The following is a 16,547-nucleotide window of genomic DNA, read 5'->3' as shown; positions in this document are numbered from 1 at the left end:
CAACTAATTTGTATGGTCTGAAATAATTTTCCAACCATCATTAAATTTCTGAAAAACCAAGGTGTAAATTCCATTCGGAGTGTCATTAGCACGGATAAGTTTCCACTTTCCGAAAACATAAGCGTGTTTTTTGCCTAGCATTTTCACTTGAATGTCAGAAAATTCTAGAATGCCCATCATTTCTTTGTTGGGATAAGTTTTTTTATAATTGTCTAGCGTTTTTTGCCAACCGTAAGTTGGTCCTTTTGAACCGATAAAAAGAAGTGAATCATCTTTCCAGTATCCTTTCATGAAATTTTCAATATCGCCATTATTCCAAGCGGTTTGTTGTTCATGCAAAACTTTCAAAATATCTTTTTCTTGAGCGAAAGAAACTCCAAAAATTAAAATATAAATAAGGATGACGATTTTTTCATGATATATTTTTGTTAAAAATAAGAAATTTCCACAAAATAGAAAGTCGGTTTCAGAAATCCTGAAGCCGACTTTTTGTATATATAAATGAATGATTGGGTTATCTTTGGTTTTGAACAAATTTGTTCAATTCTCTGGCGTAACTTTCGAAGTCAAATGCGTCATACAATTCGAAATAGTTTCTTTTGTCTACACAATTTCTATACGCCATCTTAGCAAATTCTAATCTGTTTTTGTCAAAACTAAACTCTTTCATAATAGATTTGATTTGTCTCGTGTTGAAATCAGTTCTATTGAGTTGGCTTTTTAAGAAATCTAATCTTCTGTCATCAAAACTCTGTTTTTTTAGCATTTGTAAGAAAGAAGAGAATTCTCTGTCGCTCATTACATTTCCGTAAGCATCTCCGTATCCGTAATCGTTTTGATAATCATCATAAGGATCCCAAGAATTTCCGTTTCCATTTCCGTAAGGGCTGTTCCAAGTGTCATTCCATACATTTCCGTAGTTGTTTCTTAGGTTGTAAGTTCCTAGAAGATATAAACCTTGATGTGTAAAATAGTCTAAAACCAATCTGGTGTTGTTTTTAATGTTGATTCTAGTTCTGTACACTAGGAAATTTCTTTCATAGATAGAAATAACGTTGTTTCCTGGCGTCAAGTCAAAAAATCTAAATTTACCTGACGCGTTAGAAATTTTTTGGTCGCCAATTTCTATGCTAAAGTAACCTTGCTCTGGAATTCTTAAGAAAACTTCGGCGTAACCATAAGCGTAGTTTTGGTTCCAATTATAATTAGGTCTTGATTTTTCTGTAGAATTTCTAAAACCATTATCGTTTCTAAAAACTGAAGATTTATCTTGAGAGTTATTTCTGCCAAAAACTTCTTTTTTTGCAGAAGTTTCGGTTTTGCTCGCTTCGTTTTTTAATAATTCTCCAGCTTTTCCTGCTTCTTGTGCACTAAATTCTAATGCGATGAATGCGGCTAATAAAAAATAAAATTTTCTCATATTATATTTATTTAAATAAGTTTTTCTTGGCTGCTTCTAAAGTCTTGCCTCGAAAAACTTAGGGTTGCTCTTGTGAGATATTCTATTTCCGTGCCAAAGTCAGAAAACGCTTTCTGGAAAGGCTTTATAAAGGAAAAACGCAACAAAATTTTATGATTTTAGTTGCGTTTTTTATAAAAAATATGAAAAGTTTTGCGTTTGTTCTGTATGTAATTTTACAATACAAAGGTATGCTAAGAATTGCAATAAATTCTTGTAAAAAATCTTCGGGAAATGGTAGTTTTTATTTATTAAGATGTTGTCTGAATTCAGAAGGCGAAATTCTAGCGTGGGTTTTGAAAAACTTGGTAAAATACGAATTGTCTTCAAAACCTAAATGAAATGAAATCTGAGAAATGCTTAATTCTGAGTTGATGAGCAATCTTTTGGCTTCTAAAATAATCCTGTTTCTAATGATTTCTCCAGCCTTTTTGCCTGCAAAAGTTCTACATACGAAATTGAGGTAATTAGCAGTAATCGCGAGCTTATCTGCATAAAATTTGGGATAATGTTCAGCGGTATAGTTTTCTTCTACCAGCTTTTGGAATTTATTGATTAAAATTCTTTGATTGGTAATATTTATGTTTTCGTCTGTGTTTTCTTCGTCGTTTAAAATGAAGTAAAACAATTCGAGAAGATAAATTCTGATTAAATCTTCGGATTTTCTTTTTTGTTGTTTGTATTCGAAATTAATTTTGTCAAAAATTTCTTTGAGTTCTTCAGCTTTGTCTTTTTTGATTTGGTATGAAGTGAAGTTTCCATTAATTCTGAAAAATGGCAATTTATCTATACAATGAGATTTTGCGAGAAATGAAGTAAAAAATTCTGCATTGAAATTAATCAAATAACCTTTGGTCACTTGTTTTTTGAAATTCAAATCATGTACTTGTCCCGCAGAAATGAAATAGATGATGGGCGAATCTATAGAATAATCTTCAAAATCTATTTTATGAATTCCAGCGCCTTCTTCTACGTACAGAATCTGGTGAAAAGTGTGACGATGAGGTTTTTCTGGAATAAAACTTTTTTCTGTCAATAAATCTTGCAATTCATGAACTACGATTTCACTTTCTGAATTTTCAGTAGAAATTAAATCGCAAGCGCTATAAACAGGAAAATTACTCATGAATGAGATTATTTGTGTTGATTGATGAGATTCACCAAAGTATTTACATCATGTACGCCACTTTCTCTCCAAAGCATTTCACCTTTTTTGAAAAGAGCAAGGGTAGGAACGCCTCTCACGTTATATTGAGCTGCAATATCAGGATATTGGTCTACATCTATTTTTATAATTCTGGCATTGTCTCCTACTTGTTCTTTTACAGTGACTAATACAGAAGATTGTACTCTGCACGGTTGACACCACACTGCAAAAAAGTCTATTAATACTGGTTTTTCAGAACTGATGATTTCTTGAAATTTTTGTGACATATCTCTTTGTTTTATAAAAAGTTAAAACAAATTTACTAAAAAAAGACAGAGAAACTATGGTAGGTTTTTATGATTTGTGACAGTACAATTTCCTGAAGCGCAACCAAATTTAAACACAGACATGGCAACAAAATACAACCCAAATGGAATGAGAATCCACATTTTATCCATTACAGATTGCGCTACAATCCATATTCCACCAATCAAATAGACGATTCTTCTCAAATTCCAATCACTAAAGAAATTTCTCATTTTATGATAATTTGTTTTTAAGACTCATCCAACCGCCGCCGTTATAAACTTCTGTAAATCCACTGTTTTGTAAAATGCTTTTTGCGGCAGCACTTCTTGCGCCACTTGCACAACATGTGATTACAGGTTTGTTTTTATTGATTTTTCCTAAATTTTGACTTAGCGATTGTAGCGGAATGTTTTTAGCACCTTTTACATGACCACCATTAAATTCTGCAGGCGTTCTTACGTCTATAATTTGAGCTCCATTTTTTACCAATTCTGCGTAATCTACACTTTTACCGCCAAATAAGTTTTTTAAAAATCCTAACATGTTTTTATTTATTTTCTTTTGTTTTTTCGAAAGTTGAAAGAATAAGGTAACCCATCACCATACCATAAACCGAACTGTTGATAGGTTTAGACGTAATGGCACAAGTTCCTGTATTGCACCCAATAAAATGGTAATAAGCGTAACCTAAAATTCCGCCTAATACGATTCCGATGAGTCCTAATTTGTATTTTTTGATAAAAATTTCCATAATTTTTGATGAATTTTGCCAAAGTTTTTAGAAACTCAACTTTGGCAAAATTTTAATTTTTACTCTTTTTTGCAAGTGTTAATGCCAAATAAAGTATAAAGCGGACAAAAGCCGATGGCTCCAGTTAATAGAAAAACGAATGCAACTGCAGTTGCTGCGATTCCCCAAGTTCCTTCTATTACTTTAAGGTAAACCAAAACGGCTAAAATTAATGCAACGAAAAGTCTGATGTACTTGTCTGTTGGTCCCATGTTTTTTTTCATATTTTTTGTTTTATGGTGAGTTTTATTTTTTAGTGAAGTTAATAAAAACTTCGGTGTTTTGTCTCGGTTTTATACTGTTGTAGCAGTTTTCTAATGTTTTAATCTCGAATTTTTCGCTAAAAAGTGATTTATATTCCTCAATATTTCCACCAAATGGTGGGAATGGATTCCCAAAATCTTTATTGAACATTACACCAATGATTTTGCCATTTTCGGTAAGTAAATCGTGCATTTTTTCTACATATTTTGCTCTTAGAATTGGATCAAGTGCGCAGAAAAAAGTTTGTTCTACAATGATGTCATATTTTCCTTGGTGTTCGAAAAAATCTTCGCAGATGACTTCTACTTCATGATGAGAAAACTTCTGAGAAATCACTTCACAAGCTTTCTGAGCAATGTCTAGAAGCATGATGTTTGTAAAACCTTCTTCTAAAAGCAATTCTGCTTCGTGAGCATTTCCGCAGCCGGGAATTAATATTTTTACCTCTTTATCTTCTACTTGCAAAAAATACTCTGCAATAGGTGAAGAGGCTTCGCCTATGTCCCAACCTGTTTCGCCATTTTCCCAACGAGAATTCCAAAAATTTTGATCGAATTGATTCAATTTTATAACTCTTTTACAATTAAGAATACATTTTCTATATCTCTTCCTACCACTTCATGTTCTACATTTACTGGGATTTCGTAAACATCTCCTTCTCTTAAAACAACCGTTTCTCCAGAGATGTTAAAGTCTACTTTTCCTCTTAGCAAAACTAAAGTCGCAGGAATAGTTGTGATATGCTTAGCTAACACTTGCTTTTCTGATAAGCCTACGGTAAAAAGGTTGACTTTTTCAGATTTTTTGATGCTTACCACAGAAGGTTTATCTCCTGTGAAGTCTGTTTTTTCGAAAATATTCATTATAATGCAGTTTTACTTTGACACACAAAATCTGTAGTAGGAACTTTTTCTGTTTTTTTAATTCCGTTAAAACCACCTTCTACTTCTGTGAAATTTCTATAACCTCTTGCTTGTAAAATACTTGCAGCAATCATGCTTCTGTAGCCACCTGCACAATGCAAGAAGAAATGTTCATCTGGATTGATGTTTCCTACCCAATCATTAATGTATGCTAAAGGTTTACTATAAGCATCATTTACGTGTTCTGCGGCATATTCTCCTTCTTTTCTTACGTCTATAACCTTACTATTTTCATTGAATTTTTCTGCAAATTCTTCTGGCGAAATTCTATGAACGGTATCAATTTCTTTTCCTGAATTTTTCCAACTTTCAAAGCCACCTTTTAAGTATCCTAAAACATTATCAAATCCCACTCTAGAAAGTCTAGTAATGGTTTCTTCTTCGGTGCAATCATCACAAACCAAAAGAATAGGCTGTTGAACATCTACAATCATGCTTCCAACCCAAGGTGCAAAATCTCCTTTCAACCCGATATTAATCGATTGAGGAATAAATCCTTTATAAAATTCTGCAGCATTTCTGGTGTCTAAAATGAGTGCTCCAGTTTCTTCGGCAGCAGTTTCAAATTCATCTACTGAAAGTGCGGTTTTACCTTTTGCTAAAACTTCATCAAAACTGGTATAGCCTTTTTTGTTCATTGCTACATTCATACCGAAATATTTCGGTGGAGCGGTTAAACCGTCTAAAACTGCAGCAATAAAACTTTCTTTAGAGGTTTGTTTTAGAGCGTAATTGGTTTGTTTTTGATTTCCTAAAGTGTCTACTGTTTCTTTTTGCATGTTTTTTCCACATGCAGAACCAGCACCATGAGCTGGATAAACGGTAATATCATCTTCTAAAGGAAGAATTTTGTGGTACAGTGAATCATAAAGCAAACCTGCTAATTCTTCTTGTGTAAGATTTGCTGCTTTTTGAGCTAAATCAGGTCTTCCTACATCTCCTAAAAATAAAGTGTCACCAGAGAAGATTGCATGGTTTTTTCCATTTTCGTCTATCAATAAATAAGTAGAACTTTCCATGGTATGACCTGGAGTGTGAAGAACTTTGATTTTTATTTTTCCAATTTCGAAAACTTGATTGTCTTCTGCTACGATGGCTTCAAATTCTGGCGCAGCAGTTGGTCCATATATAATAGGAGCTCCAGTTTTTTTAGATAAATCTACGTGACCAGATACAAAATCTGCATGAAAATGGGTCTCAAAAATGTACTTGAGTTTTACATTATCTTTTTCCAATCGATCAAGATAAGGTTGTACCTCTCTTAATGGATCAATGATGGCTGCTTCTCCTTCAGAAACAATGTAATAAGCTCCTTGAGCTAAACAACCGGTATAAATTTGTTCTATTTTCATTTTAATATTTTTATATGTTATTACACTACGAAGTTACAACAAAAAATCTATGACTTTTTTTCTTCGCAATTTGTAGTACAAAAATGGGGTAAATTTTAATAGATTTCTGTAACAAAAATCACATAGTTCGATAGAGAATCACTATTAAAGAGATTTAGTGAAAAAAGACTTCTTTGATGATGATATAAATTCCCATCATCAAAACAAACCAACCGAAAATAGGTTTAAGTTTTTTGCCATCTATTTTTTTGGCTAACTGAATTCCAATGAGCATTCCAATGACAGCAATTGAAGTGAAAATCAAAAGAAATTGCCAATTGATTTCTGTTTTTTGAGAACTTAAAAAACCTAAAAGAGAATTCATAGAAATAATCATCATAGAAGTTCCGATGGCTTTTTTCATTTCTAAATTAAGCAGCATAACTAAAGCAGGAACAATGAGAAAACCACCGCCAGCTCCAATCATTCCTGTAATCATTCCTACAGCAATTCCTTGGGTAACCAACATTGGATAATGCGGACTTTGATTAGTAGTTTCTATTTTTTGGTTTCCCACAATCATTTTAATGGAAGAAATAAGCATTAAAGCAGCAAATAGAACTAAAATGAATAGATTTTTTTCAATAGGAAATGTTCCTATGCTAAAAAGAGGGTCAGGAAGATGAGGTAAAATGATTTTGCGAACAAAAATCACAGACAATACAGAAGGAATCCCGAATAATAGAGCAGTTTTAAAATCTACATTTCCTTGTTTGGCGTTTCCTGTAGCGCCAACTGCACTCGCAACTCCCACTACAAAAAGAGAAAGAGTAGTTGCGGTTAGAGCGTTCATGTCAAACAGATAGACAAAAATAGGAACGCCTAAAATACTGCCACCACCGCCAATTATTCCCATAATTAACCCGATGATAAGTGCGAAAAAGTATCCTAAGATTTCCATTAATGAAATTTTTGCAAAGTTCTGTTTTGTAAAAATAAAAAAATGCAACTTAAGTTGCATTTTTATGATAAAAGTTCAATTTTATTTCTTCCTAATTTTAGTTTGCCATCTTCTTCCAGCGATTTTAGTAGTCTGGAAACCACTACTCTGGCTGTTCCTAATTCATTGGCTAATTGTTCGTGTGTGCTATGAATAATTTTAGAATCGGTAAGTTCTGATTTTTTTTGAAGCAAAGAGAGCAGTCTATCATCCACTTTTTTGAAAGTTACTTCATTTACCATTTCTAGCAATTCTTCAAAACGTTTATGGTATAATTTGAAAATATAATCCAACCATTCTGGATGCGTTTTGATGAGTTGCGCAACTTTTTCTGTGGGCAAGAACAATATTTCTGCATCTTCTTCTACTTCGGCTTTTACTTTAGAGGTTTCTCCGTGTAAACCGCCAAGGAAAGACATTACGCAACTTTCGCCAGCTTTTATATAATAAAGTAAAATTTCTCTACCATCTTCTTCGGTACGCATTACTTTTATACTCCCTTTGGTAACGATAGGAATAGAACGAATTCTTGCGTTTTCGTCTAAAATAACATCGCCAGCTTCGTAATTTTTTATAATGCTGTATTCGTATAACTGTTTTAAAAGTTCTGGTGTTGCGCTAAATTCTGTAGTTTTTGACATTTAAAAAATATTTTTAATTTCAAAGTTATTACTTCCCATTTCTATGGTTTCGCCTGATGTTTTGCCTTTTACATTTTGGTAAATAGGAGCCTCTTCTGAGAACGAAATTACATCCTTGTCTCCCAATTTAAATGCTGGAACAGAAACTCCTATGAATAGATAATTCTTATCGGTCTCTAATACAGCACCAGCTTCTGTAATTTCCTTATTTTCTGATTTAGAATCTTCTAAGAATTTCAGATTTTGTTTGGCCTCGTTCAGCATTTTTTCAAAGCGAAGTTGCATGTCTTTAGCTTCTGTTTGTCTGGCGTAATCTTCTGGGTCTAACGTGTTATCTTCGTCAATATCAGATTCATGCTTATAACGTTCCACAGAAGCTTTTAGGTTATCAATAACTTTTTGATACTCATCTATAATGCTAGATAAAATAAATGCTTTATCCATGATTTTTTTATTTTTGATGATTAACAAATTTAAGCAAAAATATTGACATTCCTATGTGTGAAAAGAGATGAGGTTTGTCAATCTTCTAAAAGTAAAGCCTAGGGAAATTCGCTAGGCTCTCTTAGACTAAAAAATAAAACTTTTGTGCCTAAAATGTTTTAGACACAAAAGATAAAAAAGTATTAAAAATTATAGCTAAAACCAATGTTGAAGCTTCTACCAACAGCTAAAATTCTTTGTTTTTTGTTGGTAGAAAGTGTTCTGTTTAAATGTTCTGCATAAGCACGGTCAAAAATGTTTAAAACATCAAAGCTTAAAGTAGCATTTTTGAAAACATTGTATTTTGAGGTGAAATCAAACACAGAAAATTCTGGAGTAGTAAATTCACCAAAAGTAGGATTGATTCTGCTTTGTTTTGCTGAATATCTATAATGAAGTCCTAAACTTACTGGCGAAAAATCTGCTAACACATTCCAGCGGAAATCTAGCGGAGCGATTTCTGGCAAAGGATTATTGGTGTCAATATCTTCTGCATAGGTATAAGCTGCTGCTAATTCTGTGCGGAATTTTGGTGAAAATTGCCAATTAAATCTGGTTTCGACTCCTGTTTTGAAGGCTTTTTCTATATTTTGGATTTGTCTGGTTCCTGGTGCCGTCATAGAATATGGTTTGATGGGAACAATCACTCCAGAAATATAATTTTCTAAGTAAGAATAGAAAACATCTGCTTGAAAGAAAATATTATCTTTTTTATGGGTGAAAATAAGGTCGATTTGATTGTTGGTTTCAGGTTTTAAATCAGGATTTCCTACTAATTCGTAAGCATCGATTCCTACAGCAAATCTATTGATATATCTTTCGGTTAAACTTCCGCTGCGTTGTGCTCTTCCTAGCCAAATTCCCAACTGATTATGGTTGCACAAGTTTTTATTGTATCCTAAACTTAAGCTGTGGTTCAAATTTTCTGCTTTTCCGTCTCCGTAAAGTGTTTTGAATAGATTAGAAAGGGCTTTCGCATCACCTTTATTGTAATCTAAACGAAGAGAAGCGACTAATTTTGAATTTTTAAAATTCATTTGATATTCATTAAACCATCCGATTTGTTCAATAGAAGAATCTTGCCAAGAAGTTCCATCTCTCATTGGCATCATTGCAGGCATAATCATTCTGATATTTTCCGCGCCTTCATGTTTGTAATCTAAACCAGTGTAGAAAGTGTTTTTTCCAAAAGCGAATTTAGATTCTAATCGGGCTCCATAAGTGGTAGATTGTACGTCAGAAACCATTTTTCTATCAGGAGTTCCCATAGAATGGTCTACGAAAGAGTAGTAAGAATTAAAATCTAAGTGTTTTAAATATTTTTGGTTGAATTCTGCCAAATGTTTTAACTGGAACATCCATGTTTTATCATAGATTAAATCCATGTTAAGTGCAGCAAATTCTACATCTCTTCCTTGGTTTGTGTTGATTTGTAATGTGGTTACATTTTGGTCATTCCATTTGAAATTTCCTTTGGTTCCCATATTGTATCTTAGAAAAGCAGAACGCACTTCGTCACCGTTTCCGTCTTTGTAGCGGTCTCCTTTTTGATAAGAACCGAATAAATTCCAAACAATTTTTTGGTGTGAAAGTTGAGAAAACAATTCATTTCTAAAAACGTTTCCATTGCTTTCGTAGCCAGAAGAAATTCTACCGCCTAGTTTTAATTTTTCTGTAAATTCTGGAGCAAGGGTTACGAAATTAATAGTTCCTCCGAAAGAATTTCCGTATCGAAAATGATAAGGTCCCTTGTAAATTTCAGCTTCTTGAACCATGTTCATATTCACTTGAGAAACTGCAGGATCCATTCTACTTGGGCACGCATTTACGTCATGAGCAGCACCGTCAATAACAATATTCAACTGCTCATATTTGAAACCTCTCAAAACAGGATCAGTAGCATAGTTTCCTGCTTTTTTAATTCCGTTAATTTCTGGGATAGAATTCAGGAATTTTCCCGCATCGTGATTCAGTAAATCAGATTGTTTTGTTTCTAAGTTTTGTTTGTTTTGTGATTTAGGTAAAACTTTGGTAATTTTTACTACTTCTATATTTCGGTAAGTGCTGTCTTGTTCTTGTTGAGCGAATAAAGAATGTGTTGTTGCAAAAAATATTGCAGCAATGCTATAAAGTTTAATATTCATTGTTTTTAAAATTTAGATTAAATAATCATGTGTCACTACACTTCATCAAAAGATGATAAAGAGAATGTTCTGAGCGAAAAAAGTGATTAGATTTAAGCTAAATTTTTCGGAGGATCCGGGAGAATATGTGTATAACCATCTAAAGTGAAAATAGGGTTATATGAAAACTTTTTAGTTTTTAGTTCCAAAGAAAAAGGATTTTTGATTTCAATTTCTATTGGTTTTGAAGGGAGAATGTTCAGTTCAAAAGCATATTTAATTTGCGAAGCTGGATTTTGAGATTGCTCCGTTGCTTTTTTAACCTGACATTTACCGTTACAGTCTAACTCTGGTTTTTGTTTGTTGATACAGTAGGTTTCGTAGAATTCTGTATTAATTTGATAATCTACATAGAAAAGTGAGTTCTGGAAACTTGCCAGAAATATGATATAAGATAATATGAGAGAAATAGCACTTTTCATTGCATTACAAAAATAGGACAATTTTGTCTTATTATGCAAATGATTTTAATCAGGGCAAAAATACATTTAAAAAATAATTCGCAGAAGTATTTCTAAATTTTTTAAATTTAAAGGTTGAAAAAAAAGAAAATAATGGCAGAAAAATCAAAATTTATAGAAGAACTTAACTCTAGATATCAACCAAAAGGAGAGTATATCGTTCTAGGAAAGGGAATGTTAGACGGAGAAGTAATTACTGAAGTAGATGTTACCGTTCCTCTAAAAACAGTCAATAGACATGGTCTGATTGCAGGAGCAACAGGTACAGGAAAGACCAAAACGCTACAAGTTTTTGTAGAACAACTTTCGCATAAAGGTATTCCAACTTTGGTGATGGATATCAAAGGTGACCTTTCTGGTATTGCAGTGGAAGGCGAACAAAATGATAAAATCAACGAAAGATATTCAAAAACGCAATTGCCATATCAACCGCAATCTTTTCCAGTAGAACTCATGACTATTTCTGCGGAAAAAGGTTTGAAACTGAGAGCTACCGTTACAGAATTTGGTCCAGTTTTACTTTCTAAAATTTTAGGATTGAATGAAACGCAGTCAAGTATTATGTCTATCGTTTTCAAATATGCAGATGACAAAGCATTGCCGCTCATTGATTTAGATGATTTGAAGAAAGTTTTGCAATATGTAACCGATAACGCAGAAGGTAAAAAAGAATTAGCAGATAATTATGGTTCTATTTCTCCAGCTTCTTTAGGTGCAATTCTTCGTTCGATTGTAGCGATGGAGCAACAAGGAGCAACGAGTTTTTTCGGTGAACCAAGTTTTGATGTAGAAGATTTACTGCAAACCAGAGGCGGAAAAGGCGTGGTAAACGTTTTGAGAGTTGCAGATATTCAAAACCAGCCACAATTGTTTTCTACATTTATGCTTTCGCTTTTTGCAGAAATTTACATGACTTTTCCAGAAGAAGGAGACAGCGGAAAACCAAAATTAGTTCTTTTTATAGACGAAGCGCATTTGATTTTCAATGAAGCGAGTAAAGCTTTACTTTCGCAGATAGAAACGATGGTGAAACTCATCCGTTCAAAAGGAGTAGGAATTTATTTTATTACTCAAATTCCGGGAGATGTTCCAGAAAATGTACTTTCTCAGTTAGGGCTTAAAATTCAGCACGCTTTGCGTGGTTTCACAGCAAAAGACAGAAAAGAAATTGATAAGGCAGTAGAAAATTATCCTATTACCGAATATTATGACGCAGCCAATTTAATTCAGAATTTAGGAATTGGGGAAGCTTTCGTCACGGCGCTTGACGAGAAGGGAATTCCAACACCGTTGGTTCATACTTATTTGATTTCTCCAGAATCTAGAATGGATGTTTTGACTTCTGAAGAGATAGATGATTTGGTTAATTCTTCTGATTTGGTTAAAAAATATAAAAATGATGTTGATAAAGAATCTGCCTACGAAATTTTAGCGAAACGCATGGAACAAGCTGCGGAAGTAGAAAAAGAAGTAACACAAGAAAAATCTACGGCAAGACAACCCAAAGAAGAACCAGGAATGTTCGAGCAAGTCATGAAATCCAGAGCGGGAAGAACATTCACCACAACTTTAGCCAGAGAAGGCGCCAAATTTGTCCTCGGAATGTTTGGTTTGAAGATGAGAAGGTAAAAAAATCTTATAATTTTATAAATCCCACCAATTTATAAACCGTAAATTTGTGGGATATTTATTTTTCGTTTTGTATACCATAATAGACATAGAAGGAAACGGAGCGCCTTATAGAAAAGAAAGCATTATAGAAATTGCGATTTTCAGATATGATGGCCACGTTATCACAGACCAATTTATTTCACTTGTTAATCCAGAAAGTGATATATCTCCATTTGTACAAAAACTGACAGGAATTACCCAAAAAATGGTAAAAACCGCCCCAAAATTTCATGAAATCGCGAAAAGAATCATAGAAATTACAGAAGGAACCATTTTAGTAGGGCACAATATAGATTTTGATTACAGAATGCTTCGTCAAAGTTTTAAAAGGTTAGGTTTTGATTTTAAAATCAATACTTTAGACACGATTCCTTTGACGAAAAAACTGATTCCTCATGAAAAAAGTTATTCTCTGGGGAAATTATGTAAATCTATCGGAATTCCTTTGGTTGATGAACACAGAGCTTCTGGTGATGCGAGAGCTACTTTGGAACTTTTTAAATTGTTAAAAACCAAAGACAACAGCCACGAAATTATTCAGCAACATCACGAAGAAAGCAACGCAAAATCTTATATCAACAAAATAAAAGAACTTACGCAAGATTTACCTTCGGAGAAAGGTTTTGTGTATTTTCAAAATGCTTCTGGAGCAATTCTTTTTGAAGATTATGTGGATGATATTTTTAGAGTTTCTAAAAAATTATTCAATTCTAAATCTGTTAAATGGCAAAGCATTCAGGAAGAAGTAACGCAAATTAATTACGAACTTACTGGAACAGATACGATTGCGAGATTGATTTTGCTGAATCAGAATAAATCGAAGAAGCAGTTTTTACCTTACGGTTTGTTCTACATTGATGGAAAATTTAAGGTTGAAAAAAACTCTAATCACTCAGAAAAGCCATTATTGAAATTCAAAAATTTTTCTCAAGGCAGTAAAGTGAAGCATTATATCACCGAAAATGAATCGCTTAGCGATTATAAAACGCTGAAAGATCTCATTACGCTGAAAGGTAGAAATGAACTTTGGATTGGAAAAGGCAGAAATCTTGGTGAAAAATCTTTTCTCATTATAGAAGAAGGAAAATTGATTTCATTTGGGTATTATGAATTGTTCCATCAGATTCAATCTAGGAAGAAATTAAATAAATTGCAGATAGAAGTGAAGAAAGTTTCGCCAGAAATCATCAACGATTTAAAACTATCTTTACTAAAAAACGAGTATAAAATAGAAAAATTACCTAAATAAATCTAAAAAATAGACTCTAAATAGATAATTTTTACTAAATAAAATTATTGTTTGGTTTTAAAATCTAAAATTTATATTTTTGCAGTAAAATTTTTATTATGACAAATCAAGATTTGCTTCAGATTGCAGAAGAATTCGGAACGCCGGTTTATGTTTATGACGCCGATTCTATAAAATCTCAGTACGAGAAACTCACCACTTCTTTTGCAGAGAGCACTAAGTTTTTCTACGCTTGTAAATCACTCACCAATATCAACATCCTAAAATATGTAGAAAAATTAGGAGCGAATCTTGATTGTGTTTCTATAAACGAAGTAAAATTAGGCTTGAAAGCTGGTTTTTCGGCAGAGAGAATTTTATTTACGCCCAATTGTGTAGACCTTGCCGAAATAGAAGAAGCGATGGCTCTAAACGTTCATATTAATATTGATAACATCTCTATTTTAGAGCAATTCGGGACTAAATATGGTGATTCTTACCCAGTTTTTCTAAGAATTAATCCACATATTTTTGCAGGAGGAAATTATAAAATTTCTACAGGACACATTGATTCTAAATTTGGAATTTCTATTCACCAAATGCGTCATATAGAACGCGTGATGAAATCTACTAATCTTAATATTGAAGGTTTGCACATGCATACTGGTAGCGAGATTAAAGACCCAGAAGTTTTCTTGCAAGGTTTAGAAATTATGTTTGAACTTTCAGAAAGTTTCCCTAATCTTAAATATATTGATATGGGAAGCGGTTTCAAAGTTCCTTACCAAAAAGGTGAATTAGAAACTGATGTGAAAGCATTAGGTAAAAAAGTAGAAAAAGCAGTGGCTCAGTTCAAAAAAGAAACTGGAAAAGAATTTGAATTGTGGTTTGAACCAGGGAAGTATTTGGTTTCTAAATCTGGACATTTTTTGGTAAAATCTAACGTGATTAAACAAACTACTGCTACCGTTTTTGTAGGCGTAAATTCTGGATTTAACCATTTAATCAGACCGATGTTCTATGATTCATATCACGTCATTGAAAATCTAACCAATCCTAAAGGAACTGAAAGAATTTATACGGTTGTGGGAAATATCTGTGAAACCGATACGTTTGCTTGGGACAGAAAATTACACGAAGTTAGAGAAGGAGATATTTTAGTCTTCAGAAATGCAGGAGCTTATGGTTTCGAAATGAGTTCTAATTTCAATTCTAGATTGAAACCAGCCGAAGTTTTATTCTTAGATGGAAAAGCGCATCTCATCAGAAAAAGAGAAGAATTCGATGATTTATTGAAAAATCAAATCGAAGTTTTATAAATTTTAAATCAGAGGTTGTAATTCGTTTACAACCTTTTTTTGTAAATTTACTATCAAATTTTAAGACATGAAAAAGTTTTTATTATTAGTGATGATGACGTTTTCTTTCGGTTTTGTGAGTGCACAATATTTGGTAGAAGACAATGATATTACAGAAAATTCTAAAGAATTTGGTAGAGCAGATATTTCATTAGACATGAATAATCCGCTAGAATTTTATAGACTAAAATGTGCGAATGCTACTTATGCGCAATATATTGGCGGGGAAAATGGTTTTAAAGACAAATTATTTAAAAATCTAAAAGCCAGTCTTTCTAACAATTTATATTCTGTAAATGGAACTTTTGATTTCATTTTCTACATTGATAAAGAAGGGAATTTAAAGGATTTTGCACTAAAACCAGAAGTTCCGAATAGTAATCTTTTGCAAACAGACATTAAGAATGCGGTAAAAGCCATGAATCAAAAATGGTTGCCTGCAACTTGCGATGGCGCAAAAGTAGATTCTAAAATAAGACTGAAAGTCAATTTCAGGACAGATTTATTCGATATGTAAAAAATAAAAGTCGCTTTTCTCAAGCGACTTTTTTATTTATCTTTGAAGCACAAAACTAATAAACATGAGAACTATTACATTTATTTTTTTATTTTTTATTTCTTTTTTTAAAGCTCAAGAATCTATTCCTTTTTATAATAATGATTTATTTTATAAAGGAGGATTTGTAAATTTCTATAAAGAAGCACATCAAGTGATTATAGAAAAAAAACTAGCGCCTTGTGACAAGAAGGAAGCTCTATATCATCAAGAATTTATTGTTACCAACGAAGGAGAGTTTAAAAAAATAGAAAACTCTCCAAATGTATATAATGTTAATAAATGTGCAAGTGATTTGTTAGATCAAATTTTGCCTGAATTGAAAAATTGGACTCCAGTTCAAAAAGATAGTAATAATATTACCGCAAGAAGTTTGTTTGCTTTTTTTCCTGATGATTTGTTTGATAATTACAAAGAAGGTTATGATCCTAAAAAATTAAATGCAGATGCTGATTTCCCTCCTAATGGATTAAGTTCATTTAGAGATGAGGTGGCTAAAAAAGTAGACTTAAGTGGGTTTAATGGAAGAGGTAAAATAACAGTTATTATAAAATTTGTTGTAGATGTAGATGGTTCGGTAACAGATGTTGCAGTAGAAAAGAGTTCTGGTTTGAAAGAATTTGATGATAGATTTGTTTATGCATTAAAACATGTCAAAAAGAAATGGGAGCCTGCTAAAGTATATGGTAATCCTGTAAGACAGAGATATAAAATTCCATTTAGTGTAAATTTCGACTGACATT

At 32.7% G+C, this 16,547-nt stretch carries 21 protein-coding genes; 5 read left to right on the top strand and 16 right to left on the bottom strand.

The genetic code is table 11. The annotated features are described in order from the left end of the window. Positions 1-3: 3 nt before the first annotated feature. The 16 genes from EB819_RS10540 to EB819_RS10465 form a co-directional block, all read right to left on the bottom strand. The gene (locus EB819_RS10540) at positions 4-534 is read right to left on the bottom strand and encodes a YybH family protein (protein WP_221403292.1); all 531 of its coding nucleotides are present in this window, start codon (positions 532-534) and stop codon (positions 4-6) included. Then, positions 515-1,420, bottom strand: a complete 906-nt coding sequence (locus tag EB819_RS10535) for a proline and serine-rich protein 1 family protein (RefSeq protein ID WP_083250201.1) — start codon at positions 1,418-1,420, stop codon at positions 515-517. The genes EB819_RS10540 and EB819_RS10535 overlap by 20 nt, the downstream gene beginning before the upstream one ends. A 283-nt stretch (positions 1,421-1,703) precedes the next feature. Next, positions 1,704-2,585, bottom strand: coding sequence for a helix-turn-helix domain-containing protein (locus EB819_RS10530; RefSeq protein ID WP_069800443.1), 882 nt, complete (start codon positions 2,583-2,585; stop codon positions 1,704-1,706). Between the two features lie 8 nt (positions 2,586-2,593). After that, the gene (locus tag EB819_RS10525; RefSeq protein ID WP_069800441.1) at positions 2,594-2,893 is read right to left on the bottom strand and encodes a thioredoxin family protein; all 300 of its coding nucleotides are present in this window, start codon (positions 2,891-2,893) and stop codon (positions 2,594-2,596) included. Between the two features lie 54 nt (positions 2,894-2,947). Next, on the bottom strand, positions 2,948-3,145 hold the full coding sequence (locus EB819_RS10520) for a hypothetical protein (protein WP_069800439.1): 198 nt from the start codon (positions 3,143-3,145) through the stop codon (positions 2,948-2,950). A gap of 1 nt (position 3,146) precedes the next feature. Then, the gene (locus EB819_RS10515; protein ID WP_069800437.1) at positions 3,147-3,458 is read right to left on the bottom strand and encodes a rhodanese-like domain-containing protein; all 312 of its coding nucleotides are present in this window, start codon (positions 3,456-3,458) and stop codon (positions 3,147-3,149) included. Between the two features lie 4 nt (positions 3,459-3,462). Next, positions 3,463-3,666, bottom strand: a complete 204-nt coding sequence (locus EB819_RS10510; protein WP_069800435.1) for a DUF6132 family protein — start codon at positions 3,664-3,666, stop codon at positions 3,463-3,465. 59 nt (positions 3,667-3,725) lie between these two features. Beyond that, positions 3,726-3,929 (bottom strand): YgaP family membrane protein, encoded by a 204-nt coding sequence (locus tag EB819_RS10505; protein ID WP_069800433.1) that lies wholly within the window; start codon positions 3,927-3,929, stop codon positions 3,726-3,728. 22 nt (positions 3,930-3,951) lie between these two features. Beyond that, positions 3,952-4,533 (bottom strand): methyltransferase, encoded by a 582-nt coding sequence (locus EB819_RS10500; RefSeq protein ID WP_069800431.1) that lies wholly within the window; start codon positions 4,531-4,533, stop codon positions 3,952-3,954. 2 nt (positions 4,534-4,535) lie between these two features. Further along, positions 4,536-4,832 (bottom strand): cupin domain-containing protein, encoded by a 297-nt coding sequence (locus EB819_RS10495; RefSeq protein WP_069800429.1) that lies wholly within the window; start codon positions 4,830-4,832, stop codon positions 4,536-4,538. After that, positions 4,832-6,244, bottom strand: coding sequence for an MBL fold metallo-hydrolase (locus EB819_RS10490; RefSeq protein WP_069800427.1), 1,413 nt, complete (start codon positions 6,242-6,244; stop codon positions 4,832-4,834). The genes EB819_RS10495 and EB819_RS10490 overlap by 1 nt, the downstream gene beginning before the upstream one ends. A gap of 154 nt (positions 6,245-6,398) precedes the next feature. Further along, positions 6,399-7,184, bottom strand: coding sequence for a sulfite exporter TauE/SafE family protein (locus EB819_RS10485; RefSeq protein ID WP_069800425.1), 786 nt, complete (start codon positions 7,182-7,184; stop codon positions 6,399-6,401). Positions 7,185-7,246: 62 nt separating this feature from the next. Next, positions 7,247-7,864 (bottom strand): Crp/Fnr family transcriptional regulator, encoded by a 618-nt coding sequence (locus tag EB819_RS10480; RefSeq protein ID WP_069800423.1) that lies wholly within the window; start codon positions 7,862-7,864, stop codon positions 7,247-7,249. After that, the gene (locus EB819_RS10475; protein ID WP_069800506.1) at positions 7,865-8,308 is read right to left on the bottom strand and encodes a hypothetical protein; all 444 of its coding nucleotides are present in this window, start codon (positions 8,306-8,308) and stop codon (positions 7,865-7,867) included. It lies immediately after the preceding gene. Between the two features lie 182 nt (positions 8,309-8,490). Continuing rightward, a complete protein-coding gene (locus tag EB819_RS10470) occupies positions 8,491-10,491 on the bottom strand; it encodes a TonB-dependent receptor domain-containing protein (protein ID WP_069800421.1) in 2,001 nt (666 codons plus the stop codon). Between the two features lie 92 nt (positions 10,492-10,583). Beyond that, a complete protein-coding gene (locus tag EB819_RS10465) occupies positions 10,584-10,952 on the bottom strand; it encodes a hypothetical protein (protein ID WP_069800419.1) in 369 nt (122 codons plus the stop codon). Positions 10,953-11,084: 132 nt separating this feature from the next. Here EB819_RS10465 and EB819_RS10460 point away from each other — a divergent pair, with 132 nt between their 5' ends. From EB819_RS10460 to EB819_RS10440, 5 genes are all read left to right on the top strand, one after another. Next, a complete protein-coding gene (locus EB819_RS10460) occupies positions 11,085-12,620 on the top strand; it encodes a helicase HerA-like domain-containing protein (RefSeq protein WP_069800417.1) in 1,536 nt (511 codons plus the stop codon). 70 nt (positions 12,621-12,690) lie between these two features. Continuing rightward, on the top strand, positions 12,691-13,911 hold the full coding sequence (locus tag EB819_RS10455) for a 3'-5' exonuclease (protein WP_069800415.1): 1,221 nt from the start codon (positions 12,691-12,693) through the stop codon (positions 13,909-13,911). Between the two features lie 98 nt (positions 13,912-14,009). Beyond that, positions 14,010-15,209 (top strand): diaminopimelate decarboxylase, encoded by a 1,200-nt coding sequence (gene lysA / locus EB819_RS10450; RefSeq protein WP_185097650.1) that lies wholly within the window; start codon positions 14,010-14,012, stop codon positions 15,207-15,209. Between the two features lie 67 nt (positions 15,210-15,276). Continuing rightward, entirely contained in the window at positions 15,277-15,765 is a 489-nt protein-coding gene (locus EB819_RS10445) for a hypothetical protein (protein ID WP_069800412.1), read from the top strand. A gap of 64 nt (positions 15,766-15,829) precedes the next feature. Further along, positions 15,830-16,543, top strand: coding sequence for an energy transducer TonB (locus EB819_RS10440; protein WP_069800410.1), 714 nt, complete (start codon positions 15,830-15,832; stop codon positions 16,541-16,543). Positions 16,544-16,547: the final 4 nt, after the last annotated feature.

Source organism: Cloacibacterium normanense (genome assembly GCF_003860565.1).
In the GTDB taxonomy this organism is placed as follows: Bacteria; Bacteroidota; Bacteroidia; order Flavobacteriales; family Weeksellaceae; genus Cloacibacterium; species Cloacibacterium normanense.
The sequence above is the reverse complement of the archived record's forward strand: the minus strand, read 5'-3'. Positions and strand labels throughout refer to the sequence as shown.

What these genes read in the sequence shown, in the direction of transcription:
- EB819_RS10535 (WP_083250201.1), bottom strand. Translation starts at nt 1,420, where the DNA reads ATGAGAAAATTTTATTTTTTATTAGCCGCATTCATCGCATTAGAATTT.
- EB819_RS10530 (WP_069800443.1), bottom strand. Translation starts at nt 2,585, where the DNA reads ATGAGTAATTTTCCTGTTTATAGCGCTTGCGATTTAATTTCTACTGAA.
- EB819_RS10525 (WP_069800441.1), bottom strand. Translation starts at nt 2,893, where the DNA reads ATGTCACAAAAATTTCAAGAAATCATCAGTTCTGAAAAACCAGTATTA.
- EB819_RS10520 (WP_069800439.1), bottom strand. Translation starts at nt 3,145, where the DNA reads ATGAGAAATTTCTTTAGTGATTGGAATTTGAGAAGAATCGTCTATTTG.
- EB819_RS10515 (WP_069800437.1), bottom strand. Translation starts at nt 3,458, where the DNA reads ATGTTAGGATTTTTAAAAAACTTATTTGGCGGTAAAAGTGTAGATTAC.
- EB819_RS10510 (WP_069800435.1), bottom strand. Translation starts at nt 3,666, where the DNA reads ATGGAAATTTTTATCAAAAAATACAAATTAGGACTCATCGGAATCGTA.
- EB819_RS10505 (WP_069800433.1), bottom strand. Translation starts at nt 3,929, where the DNA reads ATGAAAAAAAACATGGGACCAACAGACAAGTACATCAGACTTTTCGTT.
- EB819_RS10495 (WP_069800429.1), bottom strand. Translation starts at nt 4,832, where the DNA reads ATGAATATTTTCGAAAAAACAGACTTCACAGGAGATAAACCTTCTGTG.
- EB819_RS10490 (WP_069800427.1), bottom strand. Translation starts at nt 6,244, where the DNA reads ATGAAAATAGAACAAATTTATACCGGTTGTTTAGCTCAAGGAGCTTAT.
- EB819_RS10485 (WP_069800425.1), bottom strand. Translation starts at nt 7,184, where the DNA reads ATGGAAATCTTAGGATACTTTTTCGCACTTATCATCGGGTTAATTATG.
- EB819_RS10480 (WP_069800423.1), bottom strand. Translation starts at nt 7,864, where the DNA reads ATGTCAAAAACTACAGAATTTAGCGCAACACCAGAACTTTTAAAACAG.
- EB819_RS10475 (WP_069800506.1), bottom strand. Translation starts at nt 8,308, where the DNA reads ATGGATAAAGCATTTATTTTATCTAGCATTATAGATGAGTATCAAAAA.
- EB819_RS10470 (WP_069800421.1), bottom strand. Translation starts at nt 10,491, where the DNA reads ATGAATATTAAACTTTATAGCATTGCTGCAATATTTTTTGCAACAACA.
- EB819_RS10465 (WP_069800419.1), bottom strand. Translation starts at nt 10,952, where the DNA reads ATGAAAAGTGCTATTTCTCTCATATTATCTTATATCATATTTCTGGCA.
- EB819_RS10460 (WP_069800417.1), top strand. Translation starts at nt 11,085, where the DNA reads ATGGCAGAAAAATCAAAATTTATAGAAGAACTTAACTCTAGATATCAA.
- lysA (WP_185097650.1), top strand. Translation starts at nt 14,010, where the DNA reads ATGACAAATCAAGATTTGCTTCAGATTGCAGAAGAATTCGGAACGCCG.
- EB819_RS10445 (WP_069800412.1), top strand. Translation starts at nt 15,277, where the DNA reads ATGAAAAAGTTTTTATTATTAGTGATGATGACGTTTTCTTTCGGTTTT.
- EB819_RS10440 (WP_069800410.1), top strand. Translation starts at nt 15,830, where the DNA reads ATGAGAACTATTACATTTATTTTTTTATTTTTTATTTCTTTTTTTAAA.